This is a genomic window from Rhodanobacter sp. UC4438_H5 (genome assembly GCF_052978405.1).
The window spans coordinates 1,781,286-1,801,796 of the sequence record NZ_CM129672.1 but is presented as its reverse complement, the minus strand read 5'-3'; the positions used below and the strand labels follow the sequence as shown (position 1 = coordinate 1,801,796).

Here is a 20,511-nt window from a genome sequence, read left to right as displayed (position 1 = left end):
GACATCACCTGCATGGCGGCCGGGCGCGCGCGCCGTTACGCTTGGGGTCGAGCCCCTTTCCCCGGAACCGCCTGATGCCTCTTGATCTGCCGCCGGTCACGCGCAACCTGCTGATCGCCAACATCGTCGTCTACCTGCTGCAACAGTTCTTCGGCGAGGTCTTCCTGCAGTATTTCGCGCTGTGGCCGTGGGGGGCCGACCAGGTGTTCCAGACCACGCAGGGCCTGGCCTCGATCGGCTTTCGCCCGTGGCAGCTGGTGACCTACGCCTTCATGCACGGCGGCCTGACCCACATCGCGTTCAACATGTTCGCGCTGTTCATGTTCGGCGGCACCATCGAGCGCACCTTCGGCGCGCGCAATTTCATCATCTACTACTTTGTCTGCGCAGTCGTGGCGGCGGTGGCCCAGCTGATCGTGGTGCACTGGTTCACCCATGGCTTCTATCCCACGCTGGGCGCGTCGGGCGCGATTTTCGGCCTGTTGCTGGCCTTCGGCATGCTGTATCCGCACGAGAAGATGATGCTGATCTTCCTGCCGGTGCCGATCCCCGCATGGATCTTCGTGATCGGCTATGCGGCGGTGGAGCTGGTGCTGGGCGTGACCGGCACCCAAGCCGGCGTGGCCCATTTCGCCCATCTCGGCGGCATGGTCGGCGGCATCGTGCTGATCCAGTACTGGCGAGGCAAGCTGCCGATCAAGCCGAAGCGGCGGCTGATGCTGTAGATCCGGGAATCGGGGATCGCAAAGGCGGACGCGCCGGGCTGGCGGTGCCCGCCCGGCGTCGCAGGCGGGTCAGCGCAGGGCGAGGAAGTCGGCGCTGACGACGAAACGCACGGCGTCCAGTCGCAGCCGCGCTTGCGGCAGTGCACCGAGCAGGGCGTGGCGCTCGTCGGTGACGGCGGCGATTTCGGTGTCGCTGATCGATGGGTTCACTGTGCGCAGGGCGAGCAGCCGCGAGAGTTCGTTGTCCAGCGATTCGGTGGCGGCGGTCACGGCGTCGTCGATGTGCGCTTGCGCGCGCGTACTGGCCAGCGCTTCGGCGCGTTCCAGCATCGGCGGCACCAGCTTGCCGAGGAACTTGCGGTAGCGTGCCACTTCGATGTGGCGGTCGTTGGCCTTGCGCAGCGCCGTGTCGCTGGGCGTGAAGTCGGCGCGTTCGACCAGGCGGGTGTCCACGGTCACCACCAGCGGCGAGGGCGGCAGGAAACGCTCGGCGTCGAGCCGGCGATCGGCCACGCATTCGAGCACGTAAACCGCCTGCAGCAGTGCGGTCCGCGGAGCCAGCACGTCGTCGACCATGAAGGCGGCATTGCCCTGTTCGCCGGACAGCGCCAGATCCAGCGCACCGGCTACCAGCGGGAGGTCCAGCCGCAGCAGCGGCAGCTCCTCGCGCGACAGCGCCACTTCGCGCGAGAACGTGACCGACTGCGGGCCTTCGGCGAAGCCGGGCAGGGCGTCGGTGGACAGGTATTGCGGGTCGAGCAGCAGCACTTGCGCGCCGAGCTCCTCGGCGTGGATGCCGAATGCCTCCAGCAGGCGCTGCACGAAGGCGTCGCGGCCCGGATCATGATCGTCGCGGCGGAAGGCCTGCTGCAATTCGTCGGCGTGCGGGTCGCGGCTGGAAGCGAGTTCCAGCAGGTGGTCGCGGCCGCCGCGGATGAGTGCCGCCATCTGCTCGTGGCTGGCGCGGGTTTCGGCGAGCAGGGCGTCGAGTTCCTGATCGCGGTTGTCGTCGTCGCGGGCGTGCTCGTCCGCCAGGCGGGTCAGCGGCTCGCCGTAGCGGCGCAGCAGTTCGCGGCCGTCGGCCGGGCTGAGGCGGAACGCGTCGACGCCTTCGTCGTACCAGCGCGCCAGCACGTGCTGGGCGCTGTCGGCCACGGCGAGGATGTGGATGGCGATGTCGTGCTTCTGGCCGATGCGGTCGAGCCGACCGATGCGCTGTTCGAGCAGGTCCGGATCCAGCGGCAGATCCCACAGCACCAGCCGGTGCGCAAACTGGAAGTTGCGGCCTTCCGAACCGATCTCCGAGCACAGCAGCAAACGCGCGCCGTCGGGCTGGGCGAAATAGGCGGCGTTGCGGTCGCGCTGCACGATGCTGAGACCTTCGTGGAAACGCGCCACGCCGACGCCGCTCTTCGTGCGCAGCGCTTCTTCCAGCGCCAGCACCTTGGCCTGGCTGCGGCAGATCAGCAGGAACTTGTCCTGCGGATGTTTCTCCAGCAGGGCGATCAGGGTATCGATGCGCGGGTCGGTGGCGTAGTCGACCTCGATCAGCGCCGGCGGCTGCTGGATGTCGGCGTGGAACTCGGCCAGCAGCGCCTGCCGTGTGCTGTCGTCGACCGTGTCGGCGTCCAGCAGGTGCCATTCGGGCAGGCGTTTGGGAAAGCCGCCGACGCCGGCGCGGTTGTTGCGGAACATCACGCGACCGGTGCCATGGCGGTCGATCAGCGCGGCCAGCAGTTCGCGCGCATGGGCCGGCCTGGTGGAATCGGCCAGCAGTGCGGTGAGCGTCGCATCGCCGTGGAAGGCCTCGGTGAGCGCGGCGTGCTGGCCGGCATCCAACGGCTGGCCGTCGAGCAGGCGGTCGGCGATCTTCGATAGCGCCTGATAGGTGTCGGCCTCGGCCAGATAGCCGTCCAGATCGTGGTAGCGCTGCGGATCGAGCAGGCGCAGGCGGGCGAAGTGGCCGCTGCGTCCGAGCTGTTCCGGGGTGGCGGTGAGAAGGATGACGCCGGGGATCGCCGCGGCCAGTTGCTCCACCATCGTGTAGCGCGGACTGGCGGCTTCCGGCGACCAGGCCAGGTGATGCGCTTCGTCCACCACCAGCAGGTCCCACGGCGCGTCCAGCAGTTGCTGCGTGTATTTCGGCGAGCTTTCCAGGAAGCCGAAGTCGGCGATCACCAGTTGCTCGTCCTCGAACGGGTTGCCGGCGTCGCCGGATTGCTCCAGGGCCTCGCAGCGTTCCTCGTCGTAGATCGCGAAGCTGAGGTTGAAGCGGCGCAGCATCTCGACGAACCACTGGTAAACCAGCGTGTCGGGCAACAGCAGCAGCACGCGCGAGGCGCGGCCGGTGGCGAGCTGGCGCGCGACGATCATGCCCGCCTCGATGGTCTTGCCCAGTCCCACTTCGTCGGCCAGCAGCACGCGCGGCGGGCGGCGTGCCGAGGCGATGCCGGCCACGCGCAGTTGGTGCGGCACCAGTCCGATGCGCGCGGCACCCAGACCCCACATCGGCGAACGGCGCGCCTCGGCGCGCCGCTTCAGACCCTCCAGGCGCAGCTCGAACTGCGCCACGCTGTCGGTGCGCCCACCGATCAGGCGGTCGTCGGCCTGGCTCACGCTCTGTTCGTCGTCGAGCTGGCCTTCGTGCAGTTCGCGGCCTTCGCCGCGGTAGATCAGCAGCTCGTCCTTGATCTCGACGCGCTCGACCAGGAACGCGATGCCCTTGCCGGCGACGCGCTGGCCGGCGCGGAACTCGGCGCGCAGCAGCGGCGCCGAGTCGATCGCGTAAGGGCGCAGCACGCCGGCCTTGGCGAACAGCACCTGCACGCCGCGTCCTTCGACGCGCAGCACGGTGCCGAGGCCAAGCTCGGGTTCGGCGGAGGAGATCCAGCGTTGACCGGGTACGAACATCGTGCAGCCATCGGCGTCGGGGGTCGACGATTATCCGCCGTGCGCCGCGCCGAGGGAACCGCTGCGACGATCAGGTGGCGGACCACTGCCGCAGCAGGTTGTGGTAGACGCCGGTGAGTTGCAGCACGGCAGCGTGGTCGGCGCCGGTGCGGGTCAATGCCTGGATCGAGGTGTCCAGCTCGAACAGCAGCCGGCGCTGGCTGTCGTCACGCACCAGGCTTTGCACCCAGAAGAACGAGGCCACCCGCGCGCCGCGAGTCACCGGGGCCACCCGGTGCAGGCTGCTGGACGGGTAGACGATCAGGTCGCCGGCCGGCAGTTTCACCTCGTGCTCGCCGTAGGTGTCGCTGACGATCAGTTCGCCGCCCTCGTACTCGTCCGGTTCGCCGAGGAACAGCGTGCACGAGACGTCGCTGCGCATTTGCCCGCCGCCATCGGGGAGGGCCATCACCGCGCCGTCGACGTGGAAGCCGTACTGGCCGCCGTCGGCATAGCGGTTGAAGCGTGGCGGCAGGATGCGCAGCGGCAGCGTGGCGGCGTGGAACAGCGGTTGCGCGGCCAGCGCCGCCAGCACCGTTTCGCCCAGTTGCCGACGCAGCGGCGAGGCGTCAGGCAGTTGCTGGTTGTGCTTGACCCGCGCGCCCTGCGCACCCACCGTTTCGCGGCCGTCGACCCACGGCGCCGCGTCGAGCGACTCGCGCATCCGCCTGATCTGTTCGGCGCTCAGTACACCGGGAATGTGCAGCAGCATGGGTCACCCGCGGGAAGTGATGGCGTGGGTCGGCGGGTCAAAAGCGCAACTGCGCGGTGAGCATCGCCGAGCGCGGCATGGCCGGCGTGTAGCGGTAGCCGCTCTTGTTGATCGCCGCGATGTAGTGCTTGTCGAAGACATTGTAGACATTGAGCTGCAGGTCGAGGTGCGTGTTCACCTCGAAGCTGGCCATCGCGTCGAATACCCAGTAGCCGCGGGTGAAGGTCGGCGTGCCGACCGCGCCGTCGCTGCCGCGCTTCATCCCGCCGGCATGGCGTGCGCCGCCGCCGAGGGTGAGGTTGAACGGCAGCCGGTATGTGGTCCACGCGGTGAACGCGCTGGTCGGCGTGTACGGCAGGTCGGCGGAGCCGTCGCTGGTCACCGCGCTGCCGCGGATGACCTTGGCGTCCATGCGGGTATAGCCGGTGCTCACCGCCCAGCGGTCGGTGATCCTGCCGACCGCGCCGATCTCCACGCCTTGCACGCGCTTCCTGCCGACCTGGTAGTACAGGCCATCGGTCGGGTCCTGCACCAGGTCGTTGCTGACCGTGGTGCGGTACAGCGCACCGGTCAGCAGCAGCCTGTCGCCCAGCACGCTCCACTTCGTGCCCAGCTCGACGGTGCGCGCGCGCTGGGGGTCGAGGTCGGGATTGTCGGCACTGTTCGACGCGTTGCTGAGGGTAAGCGTGTTGCCGCCCGGTGGCTCCTGCGACATGGCGAAGTTGGCGTAGATGCTGCCGGCGGCGACGGGCTTGAACAGCACGCCGAGTTTGTAATTGGGCAGGTTGTCGGAGAGGCGCGCGTCCACGCTGGGCAGCACCGTGCCGGCCGGGTGACTGCCGCAGGCCGGGCCGCGCCGGCCGCCGCAGACGTCGGTGCTGACAAACCGCGTGCGGTAATGGTCCAGCCGCGCGCCGGCGTTGAGTTGCCAGCGCTCGCCGAATTTGAGCGTGTCGAACAGGTAGGCCGCGACGGTATCGGTCTTGCCGTTGCCGTGGGCGCCGTTGCGGGCGTAGGCCAGGCCGCCCTGGTCGGGGTCGGGCCGGTACAGGTTCGCCGGGGGCCAGGTGCTGCCGGAGAGCGGGGCAATGCCCTGCGTCGCGGCTTGCTCGCGGCTGAGCTCGATGCCGGCGCTGAGGTCGTGGCCGACCGCGCCGGTGTCGAAGCTGGCGGTGAGGTTGGTCTGGTTGGTGAGGATGCGGTTGGTCTGGTGCTTGAAGGTCGGGTTGCTGCGCGCCACCGTCCAGGTCGAGGGGTCATCCGGGTCCGGCGTCGACAGGTGCGCCGCGGTGGCCGTGAACGAGGTGAGCAAGTAATCCTGGTGCGTGCGGCCCCAGCGCAAGGTGTCGTGCACGGCGAGGTGGTCGGAGAAATCGTGTTCGACGATCGCGGTGAACATGTCGACCTGCACGTCGTCGTGGTCCTGCCGGGTGCCGTAGAAGTTGTGCGGGTCAACCGCAGCGGCGTCGGACAGGAACGGCCGCGTCGGATCGGGACTGGCGTAGCCGGGCAGGCCGATGGTGGAGACGCCGCCATCGGGCACGTTGTCGTGCTTCACGTGCAGGTAGTCGAGATAGATCCGGGTGGCGCTGCCCAGGCCGAGGCCCAGCGACGGCGCCACGCCCCAGCGGTTGTTCTGCACCCGGTCGCGCCCCGGCACGCCGCTGTCCTGGCCCATCACGTTGAGGCGGAAGGCAGCGTCTTCGCCGATCGCCTGGTTCCAGTCCGCGGTGGCACGTTGCTGGCTGGCGCTGCCGTAACCCAGCGAGCCGGAGATGGCGTTGTCCAGCTGCGGGCGCTTGCTGACCATGTTGATCGCGCCGGTCGGCGCGGTGCGGCCGTATTCGGTGCCGTCCGGGCCCTTGGTGACTTCGATCTGCTCGATGTTGAACACGTCGCGCGAGACCGAGCCGAGGTCACGCACGCCGTCGACGAAGATGCTGCCTGAGCTGTCGAAGCCGCGCATGTACATCGTGTCGCCGGTGCTGGTGGCGCCGTTTTCGCCAGCGTAGAAGGTGCCCACGCCGGGGCTGTTGCGCAACGCCTCGGAAAGCGTGGTGGCGCCTTGCTGCTGGATCAGGTCGCGGCCGATGACGCTGATGGTCTGCGTGGTGTCCAGCAGCGGCTGGGTGAACTTGTGCGATGAGAGCTCGTCGATGCGGTAGTCGACGCCGGCGCTGCCTCGCACCTGCACGCGCGGCAGGTTGCGCGCCTGCGCGACCAGCGGGGCGTCCGCGGCAGCCGCGTCGGCGGGCGTGGCGGCATGCGCGGGGGCGAGGGCCAGGCTGCCGAGGAGGGCGGTGGTCAGCAACCCGGGCGCCATCGCGGGGAGGGCGCGGCGGGTGGGGTGTTTCCTGCTCTTGATCGGGCTCATGCGGGGTCCTGTGCGTCGTGTGGAATCAGGCCGGTCCCCGTCCCGCACGCGCGACAGCCATCGCCGTCGATCGAATGGAGTGACGGCGGTGGCCGTGAAGGCGCACACGATATTGCCAATGAGAATGATTTGCAATAACTCACCGAGGCAACAAGGCCCATTCGCCAACGACAGGCATCACACAGCAAGAGGCCCCGCAGCAGCGTGCGGGGCCTCGTGTTTCCTGCTTGTCGATGTTCGGCTGCGGCGGCGAGGCGTTGCGCCTGCCGCCGCGGCGGCGGTTACCAGATCTTCACCTGCTTGTCGGCCGGGCGAACCATCGCGTCGCCGGTCTTGCACTGGAACGCCTGGGCGAACGCCGGCATGTTGGACGGCGCGCCGATCGCGCGGAACTTCATCGGCGAATGCGGATCGGCGTTGAGGTAGACCATCTGCGCCTTGTCGCGGATGCTGCCACGCCACACGCGCGCCCAGTTGAGGAAGAAGCGCTGATCCTCGGTGTAGCCGTCGATCTTCTGCGTGGCCTCGGCCGGCTGATTCTTCAGCGCGGTCTGCAGCGCGTCGTAGGCGATGTTGAGGCCACCCAGGTCGGCGATGTTCTCCCCCAGGGTCAGCTTGCCGTTGACGTGCAGGTCCGGGTGGTCGGGCAGCGGCGCGTAGTTGTCGAACTGGTCGACCAGCTTCTGCGCGCGCTCGTCGAACTGCTTCTTGTCGGCGTCCGTCCACCAGTTGTCCAGGTTGCCGCTGCCGTCGAACTGGCTGCCCTGGTCGTCGAAGCCGTGGCTGGCCTCGTGGCCGATCACCGCGCCGATGCCGCCGTAGTTGATCGCGTCGTCGCCCTTGGCATAGAAGAACGGCGGCTGCAGGATCGCGGCCGGGAAGTTGATCGTGTTGTCGGTGGGGTTGTAGTACGCGTTGACCGTCTGCGGCGTCATGAACCATTCCTGGCGGTCGGTCGGCTGGCCGATCTTGGCGATGTCGTAGTCATGGTCGAACTGCTGCGCCGCCTCCATGTTGGCGAAGTAGTTGTCCGCGGTGATCTTCAGGCCGTCCCAGCTGCGCCACTTTTCGGGGTAGCCGATCTTGGGCAGGAAGGTTTCCCACTTGGCGATCGCCTTGGCCTTGGTTTCGTCGCTCATCCAGTCGAGGTTCTGGATGCGCGCCTTCAGCGCGTTGCGGATGTTGGTGACCAGTTCCTCGGCGCGCTGCTTGGCTTCCGGCGGGAAATACTTGGCCACGTACAACTGGCCCAGCGCCTGCCCCATGGCGTCGTTGACCGCGCTCAGCGAGCGCTTCCACTGCGGTTTCTGCTCGGGCTGGCCGCGCAGGGTCTTGTCGTAGAAATCGAAACGGGCGTCGACGAACGGCTCGGACAACACGTCGGCCGCGCCGGAGATCGTGTGGGCGGTCAGATAGGCCTTCCACTGGGCCAATGGCGCGCTGGCCAGCAGCTTGTCCATTTCGGCGAAGAACTTCGGCTGCGAAAGCGAGAAGCCCTTGTCGATGGTGACGCCCTGCGCCTTGAAGAAATCGTTCCAGTCGAAATGCGGAGTGACCTTGTTCGCCTCGGCCACGGTGACGAAGTGGTACTGGTTCTCCGGCTTGCGCATCTCCACCCGCGGGATGGAGTGCCTGGCCAGCTCGGTCTCGAACTTCATGGCCAGGTCGGCCTGGTTGGCCGCGTCCTTGGCCGGCGTGCCGGTGAGCTCGAACAGCTTGGCCAGGTATTTCACGTACTCGGCGCGCACGTCCTTGTACTTGGCATCGGTGTAGTAGTCCGGCGTGGGCAGGCCCAGGCCGCCCTGCACCGCATAGGCGATCTGCATGCTGGCGTTCTTGTAGTCGGCGCGCGCGCCGAAGCGGAACACCGCGCTGTCGCCCTTGGCGAAGGACTGGTTGAGCCAGGCAGGGATGTCCTTGTTCGACTTCAGCGCGTCGATCTTCGCCAGGTAGGGCTTGAGCGGCTCGAAGCCGGCCTTGTTGCGCGCGTCCATGTTCATGCTGGAGCGGTACAGCCAGCCGATCTTCTGCTCGATCGAACCGGGCGTGGCGCTGTCGGCGTTCTTGTCGGCCGCGTCGACCAGCGCGTGCTGGTCGGACAGGCTCTTCTCGCGCAGCAGGTTGAACGAGCCCCACACGGTCTGGTCGGCCGGAATCGGGTTGGCGGCGATCCACTTGGCGTTGACGAACTGGTTGAAGTCGGCGCACGCCTCGGCGGCCTGGCCCAGCTCGCTGATGTCGAACACGCTGGGTGCTGCCGCCGTGGCGGCGCTGCTGGATGCGGGGGCCGCGCTGGCCGCGTCGGCCGGAGTCGCCGGCGTGCTGGCAGGTTCCTGCTTGCCGCACGCGGTGAGCGCCAGCGCGGCGCTGACGGCGAGCGCGAGCGGTTTCAGAAGGGTCTTGGTCATGCGGATTGCCTCCATGGATGGTTCGCCCGCAGGCGTTGCGTGGGTGTCCGGATGGCCGGTGTTCGACGGCCGGCAAGGCCGTGGCCATGCCGATTCACGCTAGGCCAAACGTCATGGGTCAAACAGTGTCAAAGGTCAGGGGCCGGCATGCAAAAGGGCCCCGCATTCGCATGCGGGGCCCCGGTTCTCAAACGGCTGCGACGAGCGCGGTTACCAGATCTTCACCTGCTTGTCGGCCGGACGCACCATCGCGTCGCCCGGCTTGCACTGGAACGCCGCCGCGAACGCCGGCATGTTGGACGGCGCACCGATCGCGCGCAGCGGGGCCGGGGCGTGCGGGTCGGTGTTCAGCCGCAGCAGCGCCTGCTGCTCGCGGATGTTGCCGCGCCACACGCGCGCCCAGTTGAGGAAGAAGCGCTGGTCCTGGGTGTAGCCGTCGATCTTCTGTGTGGCTTCGGCCGGGTGCTGCTTCAGCGCCACCTGCAAGGCGTCGTAGGCGACGTTGAGGCCGCCCAGGTCGGCGATGTTCTCGCCCAGGGTCAGCTTGCCGTTGACGTGCGCGTCGGGTTTGTCCTTGATCGGCGTGTAGTCGTTGAACTGCTGCACCAGCTTGGCCGTGCGGGCGTCGAACTTGGCGCGGTCGGCCTTGCTCCACCAGTTCACGTTGTTGCCGGCGCCGTCGAACTGGCTGCCTTCGTCGTCGAAGCCGTGGCTGGCTTCGTGACCGATCACCGCGCCGATGCCGCCGTAATTGATCGCGTCGTCGGCCTTGGCATCGAAGAACGGCGGCTGCAGGATCGCGGCCGGGAAGTTGATCGTGTTGTCGGTGGGGTTGTAGTACGCGTTGACCGTCTGCGGGGTCATGCCCCATTCCTTGCGGTCGGTCGGCTTGCCGATCTTGGCGATGTCGTAGTCGTAGTTGAACTTCGACGCTGCTTCGAGGTTGGCGTAGTAGTTGTCCGGCACGATGGTCAGGCCGTCCCAGCTGCGGAACTTGTCCGGGTAGCCGATCTTGGGCAGGAAGGTGTCCCACTTGGCGATCGCCTTGGCCTTGGTTTCGTCGCTCATCCAGTCGAGGTTCTGGATGCGCGCCTTCAGCGCGTTGCGGATGTTGGTGACCAGTTCCTCGGCGCGCTGCTTGGCCTCGGGGGTGAACTCCTGCTTGACGTACAGCTCGCCCAGCGCCATGCCCATCGAGCCGTTGACCGCATTCAGCACCTGCTTCCAGCGCGGCTTCTGCTCCGGCTGGCCGGAGAGGGTCTTGCCGTAGAAGGCGAAGCGGTTGTCGCGGAACGGCTTGCTCAGCGCATCGGCGGCGCCGTCGATGGTGTGGAAGCGCAGGTACGCCTGCCACTGGCTGGCCGGCGCGCTGGCCAGCAGCTTGTCGAACTCGGCGAAGAACTTCGGCTGCGACAGCGAGAAGCCCTTGTCGATGGTCACGCCCTGGGCCTTGAAGAAGTTCTCCCAGCTGAAGTGCGGGGTGATCTTGTCCGCTTCGGCCACGCTCACGAAGTGGTACTGGTTTTCCGGGGTGCGCAGTTCGACCGGCGCCAGCGAGGCGGCGGCCAGGCTGGTCTCGAACGCCATCACTTCATCGGCCTGCTTCTTGGCGTCGGCGGCGGACACGCCGGTCAGCTCCAGCGTCTTGGCGATGTAGTCGAGGTAGGCCTTGCGCAGGTCGGCATGCTTCGGGTCGGTGTAGTAGTCCTTGGTGGGCAGGCCCAGGCCATCCTGGAAGGTGTAGCCGATCTGCGTTTCGGCGTGCTTGAAGTCGGCGCCGGCGCCGAACTGGAACACCAGCATGTCGCCCTGGGCGAAGCTCTTGTCGAGGAAGGCGGCCACGTCGTTGCCGTTCTTCAGCTGATCGATCTCGGCCAGCTTGGGCTTGATCGGGTCGAAGCCGGCCTTGTCGATGGCGGCCTCGTCCATGCCCGACTTGTACAGGTTGCCGATCTTCTGCTCGATCGAGCCGGCGGCAGCCTGGTCGGCGCCCTTGGCGGCGTTCTCGACGATCGTGTGCTGGGTGTTGAGGCTGTCCTCGGCCAGCTTGTCGAACGCGCCCCAGCGGGGGCGGTCGTTCGGGATCGGGTTGGCGGCGACCCACTTGGCATTGACGAACTGGTCGAAGTCCGTGCACGCCTCGGCCGGCGCACCCAGCTCGCTGACGTCGAAGATGCTCTTGCTGTCGACGGCCGCGGTGCTGCCGGCGGCGGCCGGTGCGGTGCTGGCGGTCGGCGCCGGTGCATCGGCCGGGGTGGCATCCTGCTTGCCGCAGGCGCTCACGGTCAGGGCCAGGCTGACCGCAAGGGCCAGGGGCTTCAGGTACTGCTTGGTCATGGATATCCCTCGATGGGTGGATCTGGACGGTTTGAGGTTGCGGACATGGCCGCGCGCAAAAGGCTCCCCGGGCGCGCGGACGCAGCCGTTCACGCTAGGCCAATCGACAGGGGCCAGACAGTGTCAAAGGTCAGGGGGTGAGGGGCTGAGGGCGTGCCGGACCGGCGCGGCCGGCAGGCTGTCCGGCGCCACCGCGCCGCCGGAAATGATGAAGGCCATGGCCTGGTCCATGGTCCAGTCGGTGGGGACGAGCTCGTCCACCGGCACCAGTTCCAGATAGCCGCCGGTGGGGTTGGGCGTGGTCGGGATGTACACCGCGGCGATCTCCCGGCCACTGCCTTCCTCGATCATCACCCGGGTCACGAAGCCCACCACCTTCATGCCGCGCCGCGGAAAGTCCACCAGCACCACGCGCTGCATGCCGCTGGGCTTGTTCTGCAGTACCGCCATCAGCTTCTTGGTGCCGCCGTAGATGGTCTGCACCAGCGGGATGCGCGCGAGCAGGTTGTCGAAGGCATTGAGGAAGCGCTGGCCGATCACCCGGTTTGCCACGAAGCCGAGCAGGTACAGCGAGCCCAGCGTGATCAGCAGGGCGGCGATGTAGGTGAGCCATTCCATCTTCAGCGACTCGGCGGCACGCGGTGCCACCAGCGCCAGCGTGCCGAGCAGGGCCTCGACCATCGGCGCGCCGATCCCGGCCAGCACGCCCAGCACGAAATTGAATACCAGCCAGGTCACCCACAACGGGATGAAGGTCAGCAGGCCGGTCAGCAGATAGCGTTTGAGGCGGAGCGGGGGCATGGATCGATCCGGCGGGTCGTGTCCCGCATTGTAGGCGACCGGCGCGGCGACGGGCGTGGTGGCGGGCTTCCGGCGATTGGGTTAGCGTGCTGGCTCCACATGGGGATGGGGGAGTCATGAAGAAGCTGATCGGCGTGCTGCTGCTTGCATGGTTTGTCGTCGGCGCGATCCACGCGCAAGCAATACCTTCGTCCACCGCAGCGGCTCCGGCGCCGGCGGTATCCGCGGCGGCGGCGTTCGACGCCGATGCTGCCACCCAGGCCTACATGGCCGAGCTGACGCCGGCACAGCGAGCCAATTCCGATGCCTACTTCGAGGGCGGTTACTGGCTGACCGGCTGGGATCTGCTGGTGGCCCTGGGCGTGGCGTGGCTGCTGCTCGGCACGCGGCTCTCGGCGCGCATGCGCAACCTCGCCGAGCGACTCACCCGCTGGCGCTGGCTGCAGACGGCGATCTACGCGATCCAATACATCGTGCTGACGACCGTGCTGACCCTGCCGTGGGCGCTGTACGAAGGTTATTTCCGCGAGCACCAGTACGGCTTGTCGAATCTGGGCCTCGGCGGCTGGCTGGGCGAGCAAGCCAAGGGGCTGGCGGTGGGGCTGATCTTCGGCACGCTGGCGCTGGTGCTGATCTATGCGGTGATCCGGCGCGCCACGCGCACCTGGTGGTTGTGGGGCGCGGGGGTGGCCATCGTGTTCGTGATGTTCATGGCCACCATCGCGCCGGTCTACATCTCGCCGCTGTTCAATACCTACCAGTCGCTGCCGGAGAGCCCGCTGAAGGAGCAGGTCCTGTCGATGGCGCGCGCCAACGGCATCCCCGCCTCGGACGTGTACTGGTTCGACGCCTCGCGGCAGAGCAAGCGCATCAGCGCCAACGTCAGCGGCATGTTCGGCACCACCCGCATCAGCCTCAACGACAACCTGCTCAAGCGCAGCTCGCCGGAAGAGATCAAGGCCGTGCTCGGGCACGAGATGGGCCACTACGTGCTCAACCACATCTACAAGGGCATCGTGTTCTTCGGCGTCATCATCGTGATCGGCTTCGCCTTCGTGCGCTGGGGCTTCGGCTGGGCGCAGCAGCGCTGGGGCGAACGCTGGCAGTTGCGCGACGTGGGCGACGTGGCGGGTTTGCCGCTGATCGCGGCGCTGTTCGCGATCTTCATGTTCTTCATGACGCCGGTGAACAACACCATCACCCGCAGCATGGAGGCCGAGGCCGACGCGTTCGGCCTGAACGCGGCACGCCAGCCGGATGGTTTTGCGCATGTCGCGGTGCAGTTGTCCGAGTACCGCAAGATGCATCCCGGTCCGGTCGAGGAGTTCCTGTTCTTCGACCATCCCAGTGGCTGGCAGCGCATCCATCGCGCGATGGTGTGGAAGGCCGAGCATCTGGATGATCCGGGGGTTCGCCGCCAGGGTGCCGACATACCGCAAGCGGCGCGCTGAATCGGGCGCCTGCGCGCCTCAGCGGCGACGGCGGTCCGGATGCGGCCTCAGCACTGCACCCGGCCGCCGGCGAGTTGCGTGCACGGCTGGTAGGTCGGCGGTGGGGGCGGCGTCCAGCGATGGCCGTGATCGCCGTCGTGGTCGTGCGGGCGGTGTCGATACGGCGGCGCCGGCGCCCCCCAGTAGAGCGGCGCGTAGTCGTCCACCGGCTGGGACAACGCCTCGCGATACTGGTCGTTCTGCTGGCGCAGGGTGTCGTTCTCGACCTGCAACTGGTTGCGCTCGGCCTCCTGGTCGAGCTGCGCCTGCCGGCGCGCGGCATCCTCGCGCTGCTGCGCGGCGAGCGCCTCGTCGTAGCGGCGTTGTTCGGCGTCCTCCTGCGCCTGCCGATAGGCGGCCACGCGCTCCTCGTACAACGCGTCGAGATGGCGCGCGTGGGCGTACTGCCTGGCGAGGTCGTGCTGGCCCAGGCGCAGGTAGCGGTCGATCACCTCGCTGTCGTCGGCCTGGTGCAGCAGCTGGCCCTTGCCGTCGGCACAGGGGTGATCGGTATAGGCTACGCCGCCGCCGGCCTGCGGGCACTTGTAGATGTTCTGGGCGCCGGCCGCCGGGGCCAGCAACCACAAGGCCAGCGCCAGGCCGGGCAGCAACGATGAGGCGATCGAGTCGTTCATGGTGATGGCCACTTTGCGGCAGCGCGACTGGATGCCGCGTGACTGGAAGCTTGCCCCCGGCGCGTACCTTCGTCCAGCCCGCAGGCGCCCGGTTCAGCCGCGCCGCGGGATCTGCAGGCCGCGCGCCACCGCCGGCCGCGCCATGCCGCGCTCCAGCCAGGCGGGCACGTGCACGAGGCGGTCGTAGTCGACCAGCTCGCGCGCCTCGTAGAAGGTGATCAGGTTGTTCACCCAGCCCAGCGTGGCGATGTCGGCGATGCCGTAGTCGTCGCCCATGATCCAGTCGCGGCCCGCGAGGCGAGCCTCGAGTACGGCGAGCAGTCGTTTCGATTCGTTGGCGTAGCGCTCGCGCGGGCGCTTGTCGGCGATCTCCCTGCCGGCGAACTTGTTGAAGTAACCGAGCTGGCCGAACATCGGGCCGATCGACGCCATCTGGAAGAACACCCACTGGATGCACTCCCAGCGCCGCGCGGGTTCGGCGGGAATGAAGCTGCCGGTCTTGTCGGCCAGGTACAGCAGGATGGCGCCGGATTCGAACAGCGCCAGCGGCTCGCCGCCGGGGCCGTCGGGGTCGATGATCGCGGGAATCTTGCCGTTGGGGTTGATCGACAGGAACTCCGGCGTGTGGCTTTCGTCGTTGGTGATGTCGACCAGGTGCGGCTCGTACGGCAACCCGGTTTCCTCCAGCATGATCGACGCTTTCACGCCGTTGGGCGTGTTGAGCGAATACAGCTGGATGCGTTCGGGGTGCCGCGCGGGCCAGCGCGCGGTGATCGGAAAACGGGACAGGTCGGGCATGCTGTTTCGTCCTGGTTGCGGAATCGCCCATTGTGCCCCGACGGGCACCGTGTGCCGTGAAATCAAGCCGCCGCAGCGGCGCGCCCGGCTTGCCGCCACGCGCGCAAGCCGATCGCCGCCAGCACCACGAAGCCGGCGTAGAGCACCGAGGTGATCAGCAGGTGCTTGTAGATGTATTCGCCGACATAGATCACGTCCACCGCAATCCACAGCCACCACGCCGCGATGTGGCGGCGGCCCTGCCACCACTGCGCGACCAGGCTGAAGGCGGTGAGTGCCGCATCTAGCCAGGGCAGCGCGGCATCGGTCCACCGATGCATCGAATAGCCGAGCAGCAATGCCGCGACGGTACCGATGGTCAGGTGGACGATCGCCTGCATCAGCGGCAGCGGGGCGAGCTGGACGCGACCGTCGTCGTCCAGGTTCTGCAGCCAGCGTCGCCAGCCGTAGACGATCAGGCCGGCGAAGGCGAGCTGCAGCAGGGCGTCGGAATACAGCCTGGCGTCGATGAAGATCCAGCCGTAGACCAGCACCGACACCAACCCGACCGGCCAGCACCAGGGCCGCCGCCTGGCGGTGAGCCAGACGGCCCAGGCGCTGATCAGCGCGCCGGCGAGTTCGATCCAGATCACTGGAAGTCGTAGCTGACGGAGAGCCGCGCCAGCCGCGGCGCACCCGGGAACAGGTAGCGATCGCCGCCGGCCGAACCGGTGTCGCGCCAGTAGAAGTGGTTGAACACGTTGTCCACCGACAACCGCCAGGTCAGCGCGTGGCCGCGCCACGGCGTGGTGTAGCGCAGGCCGGCGTCGAACACGTCGTACGACGGTACGCGCACGGCGCCATCGGGCGTGGCGACGTTGGCCGATGCGTGGCGCCAGCCGCCGAGCAGACTCAGCGCCGGCGCGGACGGCAGGCGGTAGTCGAGGAATACGGCGGTACGCAGGCGCGGCACGTTGGTCAACTGGTGGCCCTCGTACGCGGGCGTGCCGCTGCCTTCGGCGCGGGCCTGGATGACGCTGGCGCTGGCGATCACGCGCAGGTTGTCGCCGAGCCGGCCGTTCGCGCCCAGCTCGACACCCGTATGCACTTCATTGCCTTGCTGCACGAAGGTGAATCCCTCGGGCGTGCCGTCCGGCCGGGCGAACTGGAAGGGCTGGTGGATGCGGTAGAGCGCGCCGCTCAGCGCCAGCGCATCGGTGGCCTGCAGCTTGACGCCGGCTTCGAGCTGGCGCGACAGCCGCGGCCCCAGCGTGCTGCCGCCGTTGCTGGTCCAGTACGGCGCCTCGATGCCCAGCGACAGGCCTTCGCTGTAGCTCAGGTATACGGTGGTCGGTGCGTTCGGCTGCCACAACACGGCGGCCTGCGGCAACGCCTTGCGCAAGCGGGTGGTGCGCTCGGGCGCACCGCTGTCGTCGTAGCTGCGCTCGTGCAGGCGTGCCAGTCGGGCGCCGGCGATCAGCTGCCAGCGCTCGCCCAGGTGCATGCGATCCAGCGCGAACAGCGAATGCTGCCAACTGGTGAGCCGGCGCACCGAAGGGCCGGGCTGGTTCGGCGAGGGCGCGAAGATGGGTGGGTCGGCCTGGTCGATGTTGCCGGTGCCGACGTAGTCGTAGACGTAGGCGCGGCGATCGATGGTGCGACGGAACGCGCCGGCGCCCAGGCTCAGTTCGTGGCTGAGCGCGCCGGTGGCGAAACGGCCTTCGAGCACGGCGCGGGCCTCGTCGCTGATGCGGGTGTCGTCGGGGCTGCGGAAATCGTAGATGTCGTAGTCGCCGTTCGGCGCGAAGAACCAGCCGGGCACGCTGCCGTCGGCGCATTCGCTGGCGTAGAAGCAGCCGTAGGCGAACGCCACGTTGTCGTCGATCACGCTGCGGCTGTGGCCGCCGGCGACGCGCAGGTGCCAGTCGTCGCTGAAGGCGTGCTCGATGCGCACGCTGCTGTTGGACGACCGGATACCCACCGGCTGCTGCCACGGCTGATAGCCCAGCATGCGCGTGGCGTCCGGGTGCGCCGGCAGCGTCGTGCCGCCGAGCAACTGGTAGCCCGACACCGAACGCTGGCCGCTGGTCTGGTAGTTGCCGTCCAGCTCCAGCGTGGTGCGCTCGCTGATCTTCCAGTCCGCCGCCAGCGCCAGCATGCTGCGTCGGCCGTTGGCGTGGTGCACATACGAATGGATGTCCTCGTGGGCCGCGTTGACGCGCACGCCGAACTGCGGCGTGAGCCAGCCGCCGACGTCGACTGCGACGTGGCGCGAGCCGTGCGAATCGGTGCCCAGGGTGACGCTGCGCACGTCGGCCGGCCGCTTGCTGACGTAATTGACCACGCCGCCGGGCTCCATCACGCCGGCTTCCAGGCCCGCCAGGCCTTTCAGGATCTGCACCTGCTGCACGTCTTCCAGCGGCACCTTCTGCTCGCCGGCGATGGTCAGGCCGTTGCTGCGAAAGCCGGTAGCGGGGTCCAGCACGTAGCCGCGGATCGCGATGTCCTGGTAGTAGCCGACCGGCGCGTAGTTGTCGCCCAGCGCGGCATCCTCGCGGGCCAGTTCGCTGAGCGTGCGGATCTGCCGGTCGTCCAGCTGCTGGCGCGCCACCACGGTGATCGACGCCGGCGTGTCGTGCAGCGTGGCGCGGCCGTAGCTGTCGAGGTCGCTGTCGCGCGGGTGCTCCGGCGCCTGTCCGCGCACGTGCACGGTGGCCAGATCGACGGCCTGCGGGGTATCGGGTTGCGGGGTGGCGCTGCCGGTGGCGGCCGCGCCGTTGGCGGCAAGGGCGGCAAGCAGGGCCAGGGCGAGGGGAGTGCGGGTCATCGTCGTCGTCTTCGGGTAGCGGACGAAGCGACGGCGAACCGGTACGTTCGCGAGAACGATCCGACTCTGCAAGCTCCCTACGCCGGTATTGACCGGATCAGGTTCCAAGGGACTCTCTCAGCCCGGCGTTTTGCCGGGCACCCCCGCTTCAAGAATGCGTATTGAAACACGAATGGGCGCGGCCTGCCGAATCGCCCTGGCGTGCCGCAACGCCACCGGCGCGTAGGGCGGGCACGGCCCGCCGGCTTTTCGTGTCGTGCCACCGTGAATCGAGGAGCAAGAGCGGCGGGCCGTGCCCGCCCTACGCGCCGGTGGCGAGGGTGCGGATGGTTTGTAACAGGGCCTGCCCGGCGGATGTGCGGAACCATGCCGCGTGCCCGCGCAGGAAGGTGTCCCAGGCGATGTCGGCGTGCGCGGGCGCATGCGTGATGGCGTGGAAGTACTCCACTTCGGACAGGGCGAAATCCACGTGCACCAGCGGCAGCAGGTCGGCCAGCAGTTGCAGGTCGTCGCGGGCGAGTGGGCGGATTTCCCGATAACCCTCGATCAGCGCGCGGGCGATGGACGGATGGATCGCCGCCGCACCGGTATCCAGCGCCAGCCATGCGACCGCATTGCGCTCGATCGCGGTGGCGAGGTCGAACAGCGCGCAGTTCGCCGCGGCCAGGCCGAAATCGAGCACGGCGGTGATGTCGGCGTCGTCGCCGCTGCCGCTCCAGCAGAGGTTGGAGACGTGCCAGTCGCCGTGCGTCCACAGCCGTGGTTGCCGGGCCAGCGCTGGCTGCAGGCGCGCGTGCCATGGCGCGAGCAGGTCGGCGAACTCGCGCTGCCAGGGCCGGCCGCGCAAGTAAACGGCGAGGCCGGGTCGCTGCGGCAACTGCGATTCCAGTGCCGCCACCGGATCGGCAGCGGCGATCAGCTCGCTGCGTGCCACCAGAATGTGGGTGCTGCGCTGGGGCGCCGCGTAGTCGGCGCCGGCGTCGTGCAGCCGCGCCAGCATGCGGCCGGCGCGGTGCGCGTGGAACGGGTTCGGCAATGGCTGCCACGAGACCAGCTCGCGGTACAGGTCGATGCCCGCGGCGCGCCGATGCACTTCGTAGACCCAGTCGCCGATGGCGATGGCGGTGTCGCCGTCGGCGTCGCGCAACACGTCGGCCAGCGGCAGTCCGTGCCGGCGCAGGTGCGCGATGTAGCGGTGTTCCTCCGTCAGCGTGGCGGCCGAGCGCACCCGATGATGATGGCGCTTGACGAACAGCGTGCCGGCTTCGGTGTCGACCAGACAGGCCGCCGAGAGCGGGCGCGGACTGTGCCAGACGACTCGCCGCAAGGCGCCGGTTTGCGGAAAGCGGCTCAGCAGCACCTGCAGTTCCGGCGCGACGAGAGCCGGCCAGTCGGGAGCGATATCGTCGCCGGCCAGGCCGTGCACGAGGTGATCGGGGTCTGCAGGGGCGGTCGGCTTTGGCATCGGCACGATTATCGCCCAGCCGCTGCGCCTTTCGGCCGACGGTGTTTTTCGCGTCTAATGACGCTCTTTGCCCGGGTCCGTGCGCATCCCATGAGTGCCTTGCTGCTGCTGTTCGTCTGCCTGCTGCTCGGCGTCGTGGTGGCGCGTTTCGCGCGGCCGCCGGCGGGCATCGTGCAAGGCATCAACTGGTGGGTGCTGAACGTGGCGCTGGCGGCGCTGGTGCTGGAGCTGATCCCGAAGCTGAAGTTCAACCCCGACCTGTGGTTCGTGGTGGCCGCGATGTGGCTCACCTTCGGCGGCGCCTGGTTGCTGTTCGGCCTGCTCGGCCCGCGGCTGGGCTGGTCGCGGCAGCGCACCGGTTCGCTGATCCTGGTGTGCGGGCTGGGCAACACCGCCTACATGGGTTATCCGATGGTGCAGGCGCTGCACGGCAAGGCCGGCCTGGCGCTGGCCGTGGTCGCCGATCAGCTGGGCGCGTTTCCGGTGCTGGCGTCGGCGGGCATCGTGGTGGCGTCGCTTTATTCCGGACGCACGCCGCAGCTGCGCCCGATGCTGCGCCGCGTGTTTTCGTTTCCGCCGTTCCTGGCCTTGTTGCTGGGCATAGCGGTGGGCCGCCTCGGTGGCTGGCCGGAGTGGCTCGACGGGGTGTTCGCGCCGATCGGGGCCACGCTGACGCCGCTGGCGCTGTTCTCGGTCGGTTTGCAGTTCAAGTTCCATCCCGGCCAGCGTCAGCTCGGCGCGGCCGCCTGGGGGTTGGGCTGGAAGCTGCTGCTGGCGCCGCTGCTGTGCTGGCTGATGGGCACGGCGGCGGGCGTGGAGGGCCTGGTGCTCACGGTGGGCGTGCTGCAGGCGGCGATGGCGCCGATGGTGTCGGCGGCGATCCTGGCCGACGAGTACGAGCTCGACCCGGCGTTGGCCAACACCGTGCTGGGCGCGGGCATCGTGCTGTCGCTGCTGACCGTCCCGCTGGCCAACTATCTGATGGTCGGCGCGGCGTGGTGAGCGACGCGG

At 68.3% G+C, this 20,511-nt stretch carries 14 protein-coding genes and 1 riboswitch; of the genes, 3 read left to right on the top strand and 11 right to left on the bottom strand.

Annotation, left to right across the window (positions count from 1 at the left end; genetic code table 11):
* Positions 1–74 precede the first annotated feature (74 nt).
* Positions 75–725 carry a rhomboid family intramembrane serine protease gene (locus ACVCL9_RS08575; RefSeq protein WP_447098416.1) on the top strand — a complete coding sequence of 217 codons (651 nt, stop codon included), beginning with the start codon at positions 75–77 and terminating at the stop codon, positions 723–725.
* A 69-nt stretch (positions 726–794) separates the two neighbouring features.
* Here the strand turns inward: ACVCL9_RS08575 and rapA are convergent, their stop codons facing one another.
* From rapA to ACVCL9_RS08545, 6 genes are all read right to left on the bottom strand, one after another.
* The gene (rapA, locus tag ACVCL9_RS08570) at positions 795–3,635 is read right to left on the bottom strand and encodes an RNA polymerase-associated protein RapA (RefSeq protein ID WP_447098417.1); all 2,841 of its coding nucleotides are present in this window, start codon (positions 3,633–3,635) and stop codon (positions 795–797) included.
* 70 nt (positions 3,636–3,705) lie between these two features.
* The gene (locus tag ACVCL9_RS08565) at positions 3,706–4,386 is read right to left on the bottom strand and encodes a Fe2+-dependent dioxygenase (protein ID WP_447098418.1); all 681 of its coding nucleotides are present in this window, start codon (positions 4,384–4,386) and stop codon (positions 3,706–3,708) included.
* A gap of 37 nt (positions 4,387–4,423) precedes the next feature.
* A complete protein-coding gene (locus ACVCL9_RS08560) occupies positions 4,424–6,760 on the bottom strand; it encodes a catecholate siderophore receptor Fiu (protein ID WP_447098419.1) in 2,337 nt (778 codons plus the stop codon).
* A gap of 281 nt (positions 6,761–7,041) precedes the next feature.
* Complete coding sequence (locus ACVCL9_RS08555) at positions 7,042–9,168, bottom strand: M13 family metallopeptidase (RefSeq protein WP_447098420.1); 2,127 nt, start codon at positions 9,166–9,168, stop codon at positions 7,042–7,044.
* 210 nt (positions 9,169–9,378) lie between these two features.
* On the bottom strand, positions 9,379–11,505 hold the full coding sequence (locus ACVCL9_RS08550; protein ID WP_447098421.1) for a M13 family metallopeptidase: 2,127 nt from the start codon (positions 11,503–11,505) through the stop codon (positions 9,379–9,381).
* Positions 11,506–11,628: 123 nt separating this feature from the next.
* Positions 11,629–12,306 carry a DUF502 domain-containing protein gene (locus tag ACVCL9_RS08545; protein WP_395119608.1) on the bottom strand — a complete coding sequence of 226 codons (678 nt, stop codon included), beginning with the start codon at positions 12,304–12,306 and terminating at the stop codon, positions 11,629–11,631.
* Between the two features lie 116 nt (positions 12,307–12,422).
* Between ACVCL9_RS08545 and ACVCL9_RS08540 the strand changes: the two genes are divergently transcribed.
* The gene (locus ACVCL9_RS08540) at positions 12,423–13,757 is read left to right on the top strand and encodes a M48 family metallopeptidase (protein ID WP_447098422.1); all 1,335 of its coding nucleotides are present in this window, start codon (positions 12,423–12,425) and stop codon (positions 13,755–13,757) included.
* Positions 13,758–13,804: 47 nt separating this feature from the next.
* Here ACVCL9_RS08540 and ACVCL9_RS08535 read toward each other — a convergent pair whose 3' ends face one another.
* The 5 genes from ACVCL9_RS08535 to ACVCL9_RS08515 form a co-directional block, all read right to left on the bottom strand.
* Positions 13,805–14,431, bottom strand: coding sequence for a DUF4124 domain-containing protein (locus ACVCL9_RS08535; protein ID WP_447098423.1), 627 nt, complete (start codon positions 14,429–14,431; stop codon positions 13,805–13,807).
* Positions 14,432–14,524: 93 nt separating this feature from the next.
* A complete protein-coding gene (locus tag ACVCL9_RS08530) occupies positions 14,525–15,229 on the bottom strand; it encodes a glutathione S-transferase N-terminal domain-containing protein (protein ID WP_395119605.1) in 705 nt (234 codons plus the stop codon).
* Between the two features lie 62 nt (positions 15,230–15,291).
* The gene (gene pnuC, locus ACVCL9_RS08525; protein ID WP_395119604.1) at positions 15,292–15,861 is read right to left on the bottom strand and encodes a nicotinamide riboside transporter PnuC; all 570 of its coding nucleotides are present in this window, start codon (positions 15,859–15,861) and stop codon (positions 15,292–15,294) included.
* Entirely contained in the window at positions 15,858–18,035 is a 2,178-nt protein-coding gene (locus ACVCL9_RS08520; RefSeq protein ID WP_447098424.1) for a TonB-dependent siderophore receptor, read from the bottom strand. The genes pnuC and ACVCL9_RS08520 overlap by 4 nt, the downstream gene beginning before the upstream one ends.
* 57 nt (positions 18,036–18,092) lie before the next feature.
* A riboswitch (TPP riboswitch) is annotated at positions 18,093–18,190 on the bottom strand.
* Positions 18,191–18,336: 146 nt separating this feature from the next.
* Positions 18,337–19,500, bottom strand: a complete 1,164-nt coding sequence (locus tag ACVCL9_RS08515) for a phosphotransferase enzyme family protein (RefSeq protein ID WP_447098425.1) — start codon at positions 19,498–19,500, stop codon at positions 18,337–18,339.
* A gap of 90 nt (positions 19,501–19,590) precedes the next feature.
* Here ACVCL9_RS08515 and ACVCL9_RS08510 point away from each other — a divergent pair, with 90 nt between their 5' ends.
* Positions 19,591–20,502 carry an AEC family transporter gene (locus ACVCL9_RS08510; protein WP_447098426.1) on the top strand — a complete coding sequence of 304 codons (912 nt, stop codon included), beginning with the start codon at positions 19,591–19,593 and terminating at the stop codon, positions 20,500–20,502.
* Positions 20,503–20,511: the final 9 nt, after the last annotated feature.

What these genes read in the sequence shown, in the direction of transcription:
- ACVCL9_RS08520 (WP_447098424.1), bottom strand. Translation starts at nt 18,035, where the DNA reads ATGACCCGCACTCCCCTCGCCCTGGCCCTGCTTGCCGCCCTTGCCGCC.
- ACVCL9_RS08550 (WP_447098421.1), bottom strand. Translation starts at nt 11,505, where the DNA reads ATGACCAAGCAGTACCTGAAGCCCCTGGCCCTTGCGGTCAGCCTGGCC.
- rapA (WP_447098417.1), bottom strand. Translation starts at nt 3,635, where the DNA reads ATGTTCGTACCCGGTCAACGCTGGATCTCCTCCGCCGAACCCGAGCTT.
- ACVCL9_RS08575 (WP_447098416.1), top strand. Translation starts at nt 75, where the DNA reads ATGCCTCTTGATCTGCCGCCGGTCACGCGCAACCTGCTGATCGCCAAC.
- ACVCL9_RS08515 (WP_447098425.1), bottom strand. Translation starts at nt 19,500, where the DNA reads ATGCCAAAGCCGACCGCCCCTGCAGACCCCGATCACCTCGTGCACGGC.
- ACVCL9_RS08560 (WP_447098419.1), bottom strand. Translation starts at nt 6,760, where the DNA reads ATGAGCCCGATCAAGAGCAGGAAACACCCCACCCGCCGCGCCCTCCCC.
- ACVCL9_RS08565 (WP_447098418.1), bottom strand. Translation starts at nt 4,386, where the DNA reads ATGCTGCTGCACATTCCCGGTGTACTGAGCGCCGAACAGATCAGGCGG.
- ACVCL9_RS08555 (WP_447098420.1), bottom strand. Translation starts at nt 9,168, where the DNA reads ATGACCAAGACCCTTCTGAAACCGCTCGCGCTCGCCGTCAGCGCCGCG.
- ACVCL9_RS08545 (WP_395119608.1), bottom strand. Translation starts at nt 12,306, where the DNA reads ATGCCCCCGCTCCGCCTCAAACGCTATCTGCTGACCGGCCTGCTGACC.
- ACVCL9_RS08530 (WP_395119605.1), bottom strand. Translation starts at nt 15,229, where the DNA reads ATGCCCGACCTGTCCCGTTTTCCGATCACCGCGCGCTGGCCCGCGCGG.
- ACVCL9_RS08540 (WP_447098422.1), top strand. Translation starts at nt 12,423, where the DNA reads ATGAAGAAGCTGATCGGCGTGCTGCTGCTTGCATGGTTTGTCGTCGGC.
- ACVCL9_RS08510 (WP_447098426.1), top strand. Translation starts at nt 19,591, where the DNA reads ATGAGTGCCTTGCTGCTGCTGTTCGTCTGCCTGCTGCTCGGCGTCGTG.
- ACVCL9_RS08535 (WP_447098423.1), bottom strand. Translation starts at nt 14,431, where the DNA reads ATGAACGACTCGATCGCCTCATCGTTGCTGCCCGGCCTGGCGCTGGCC.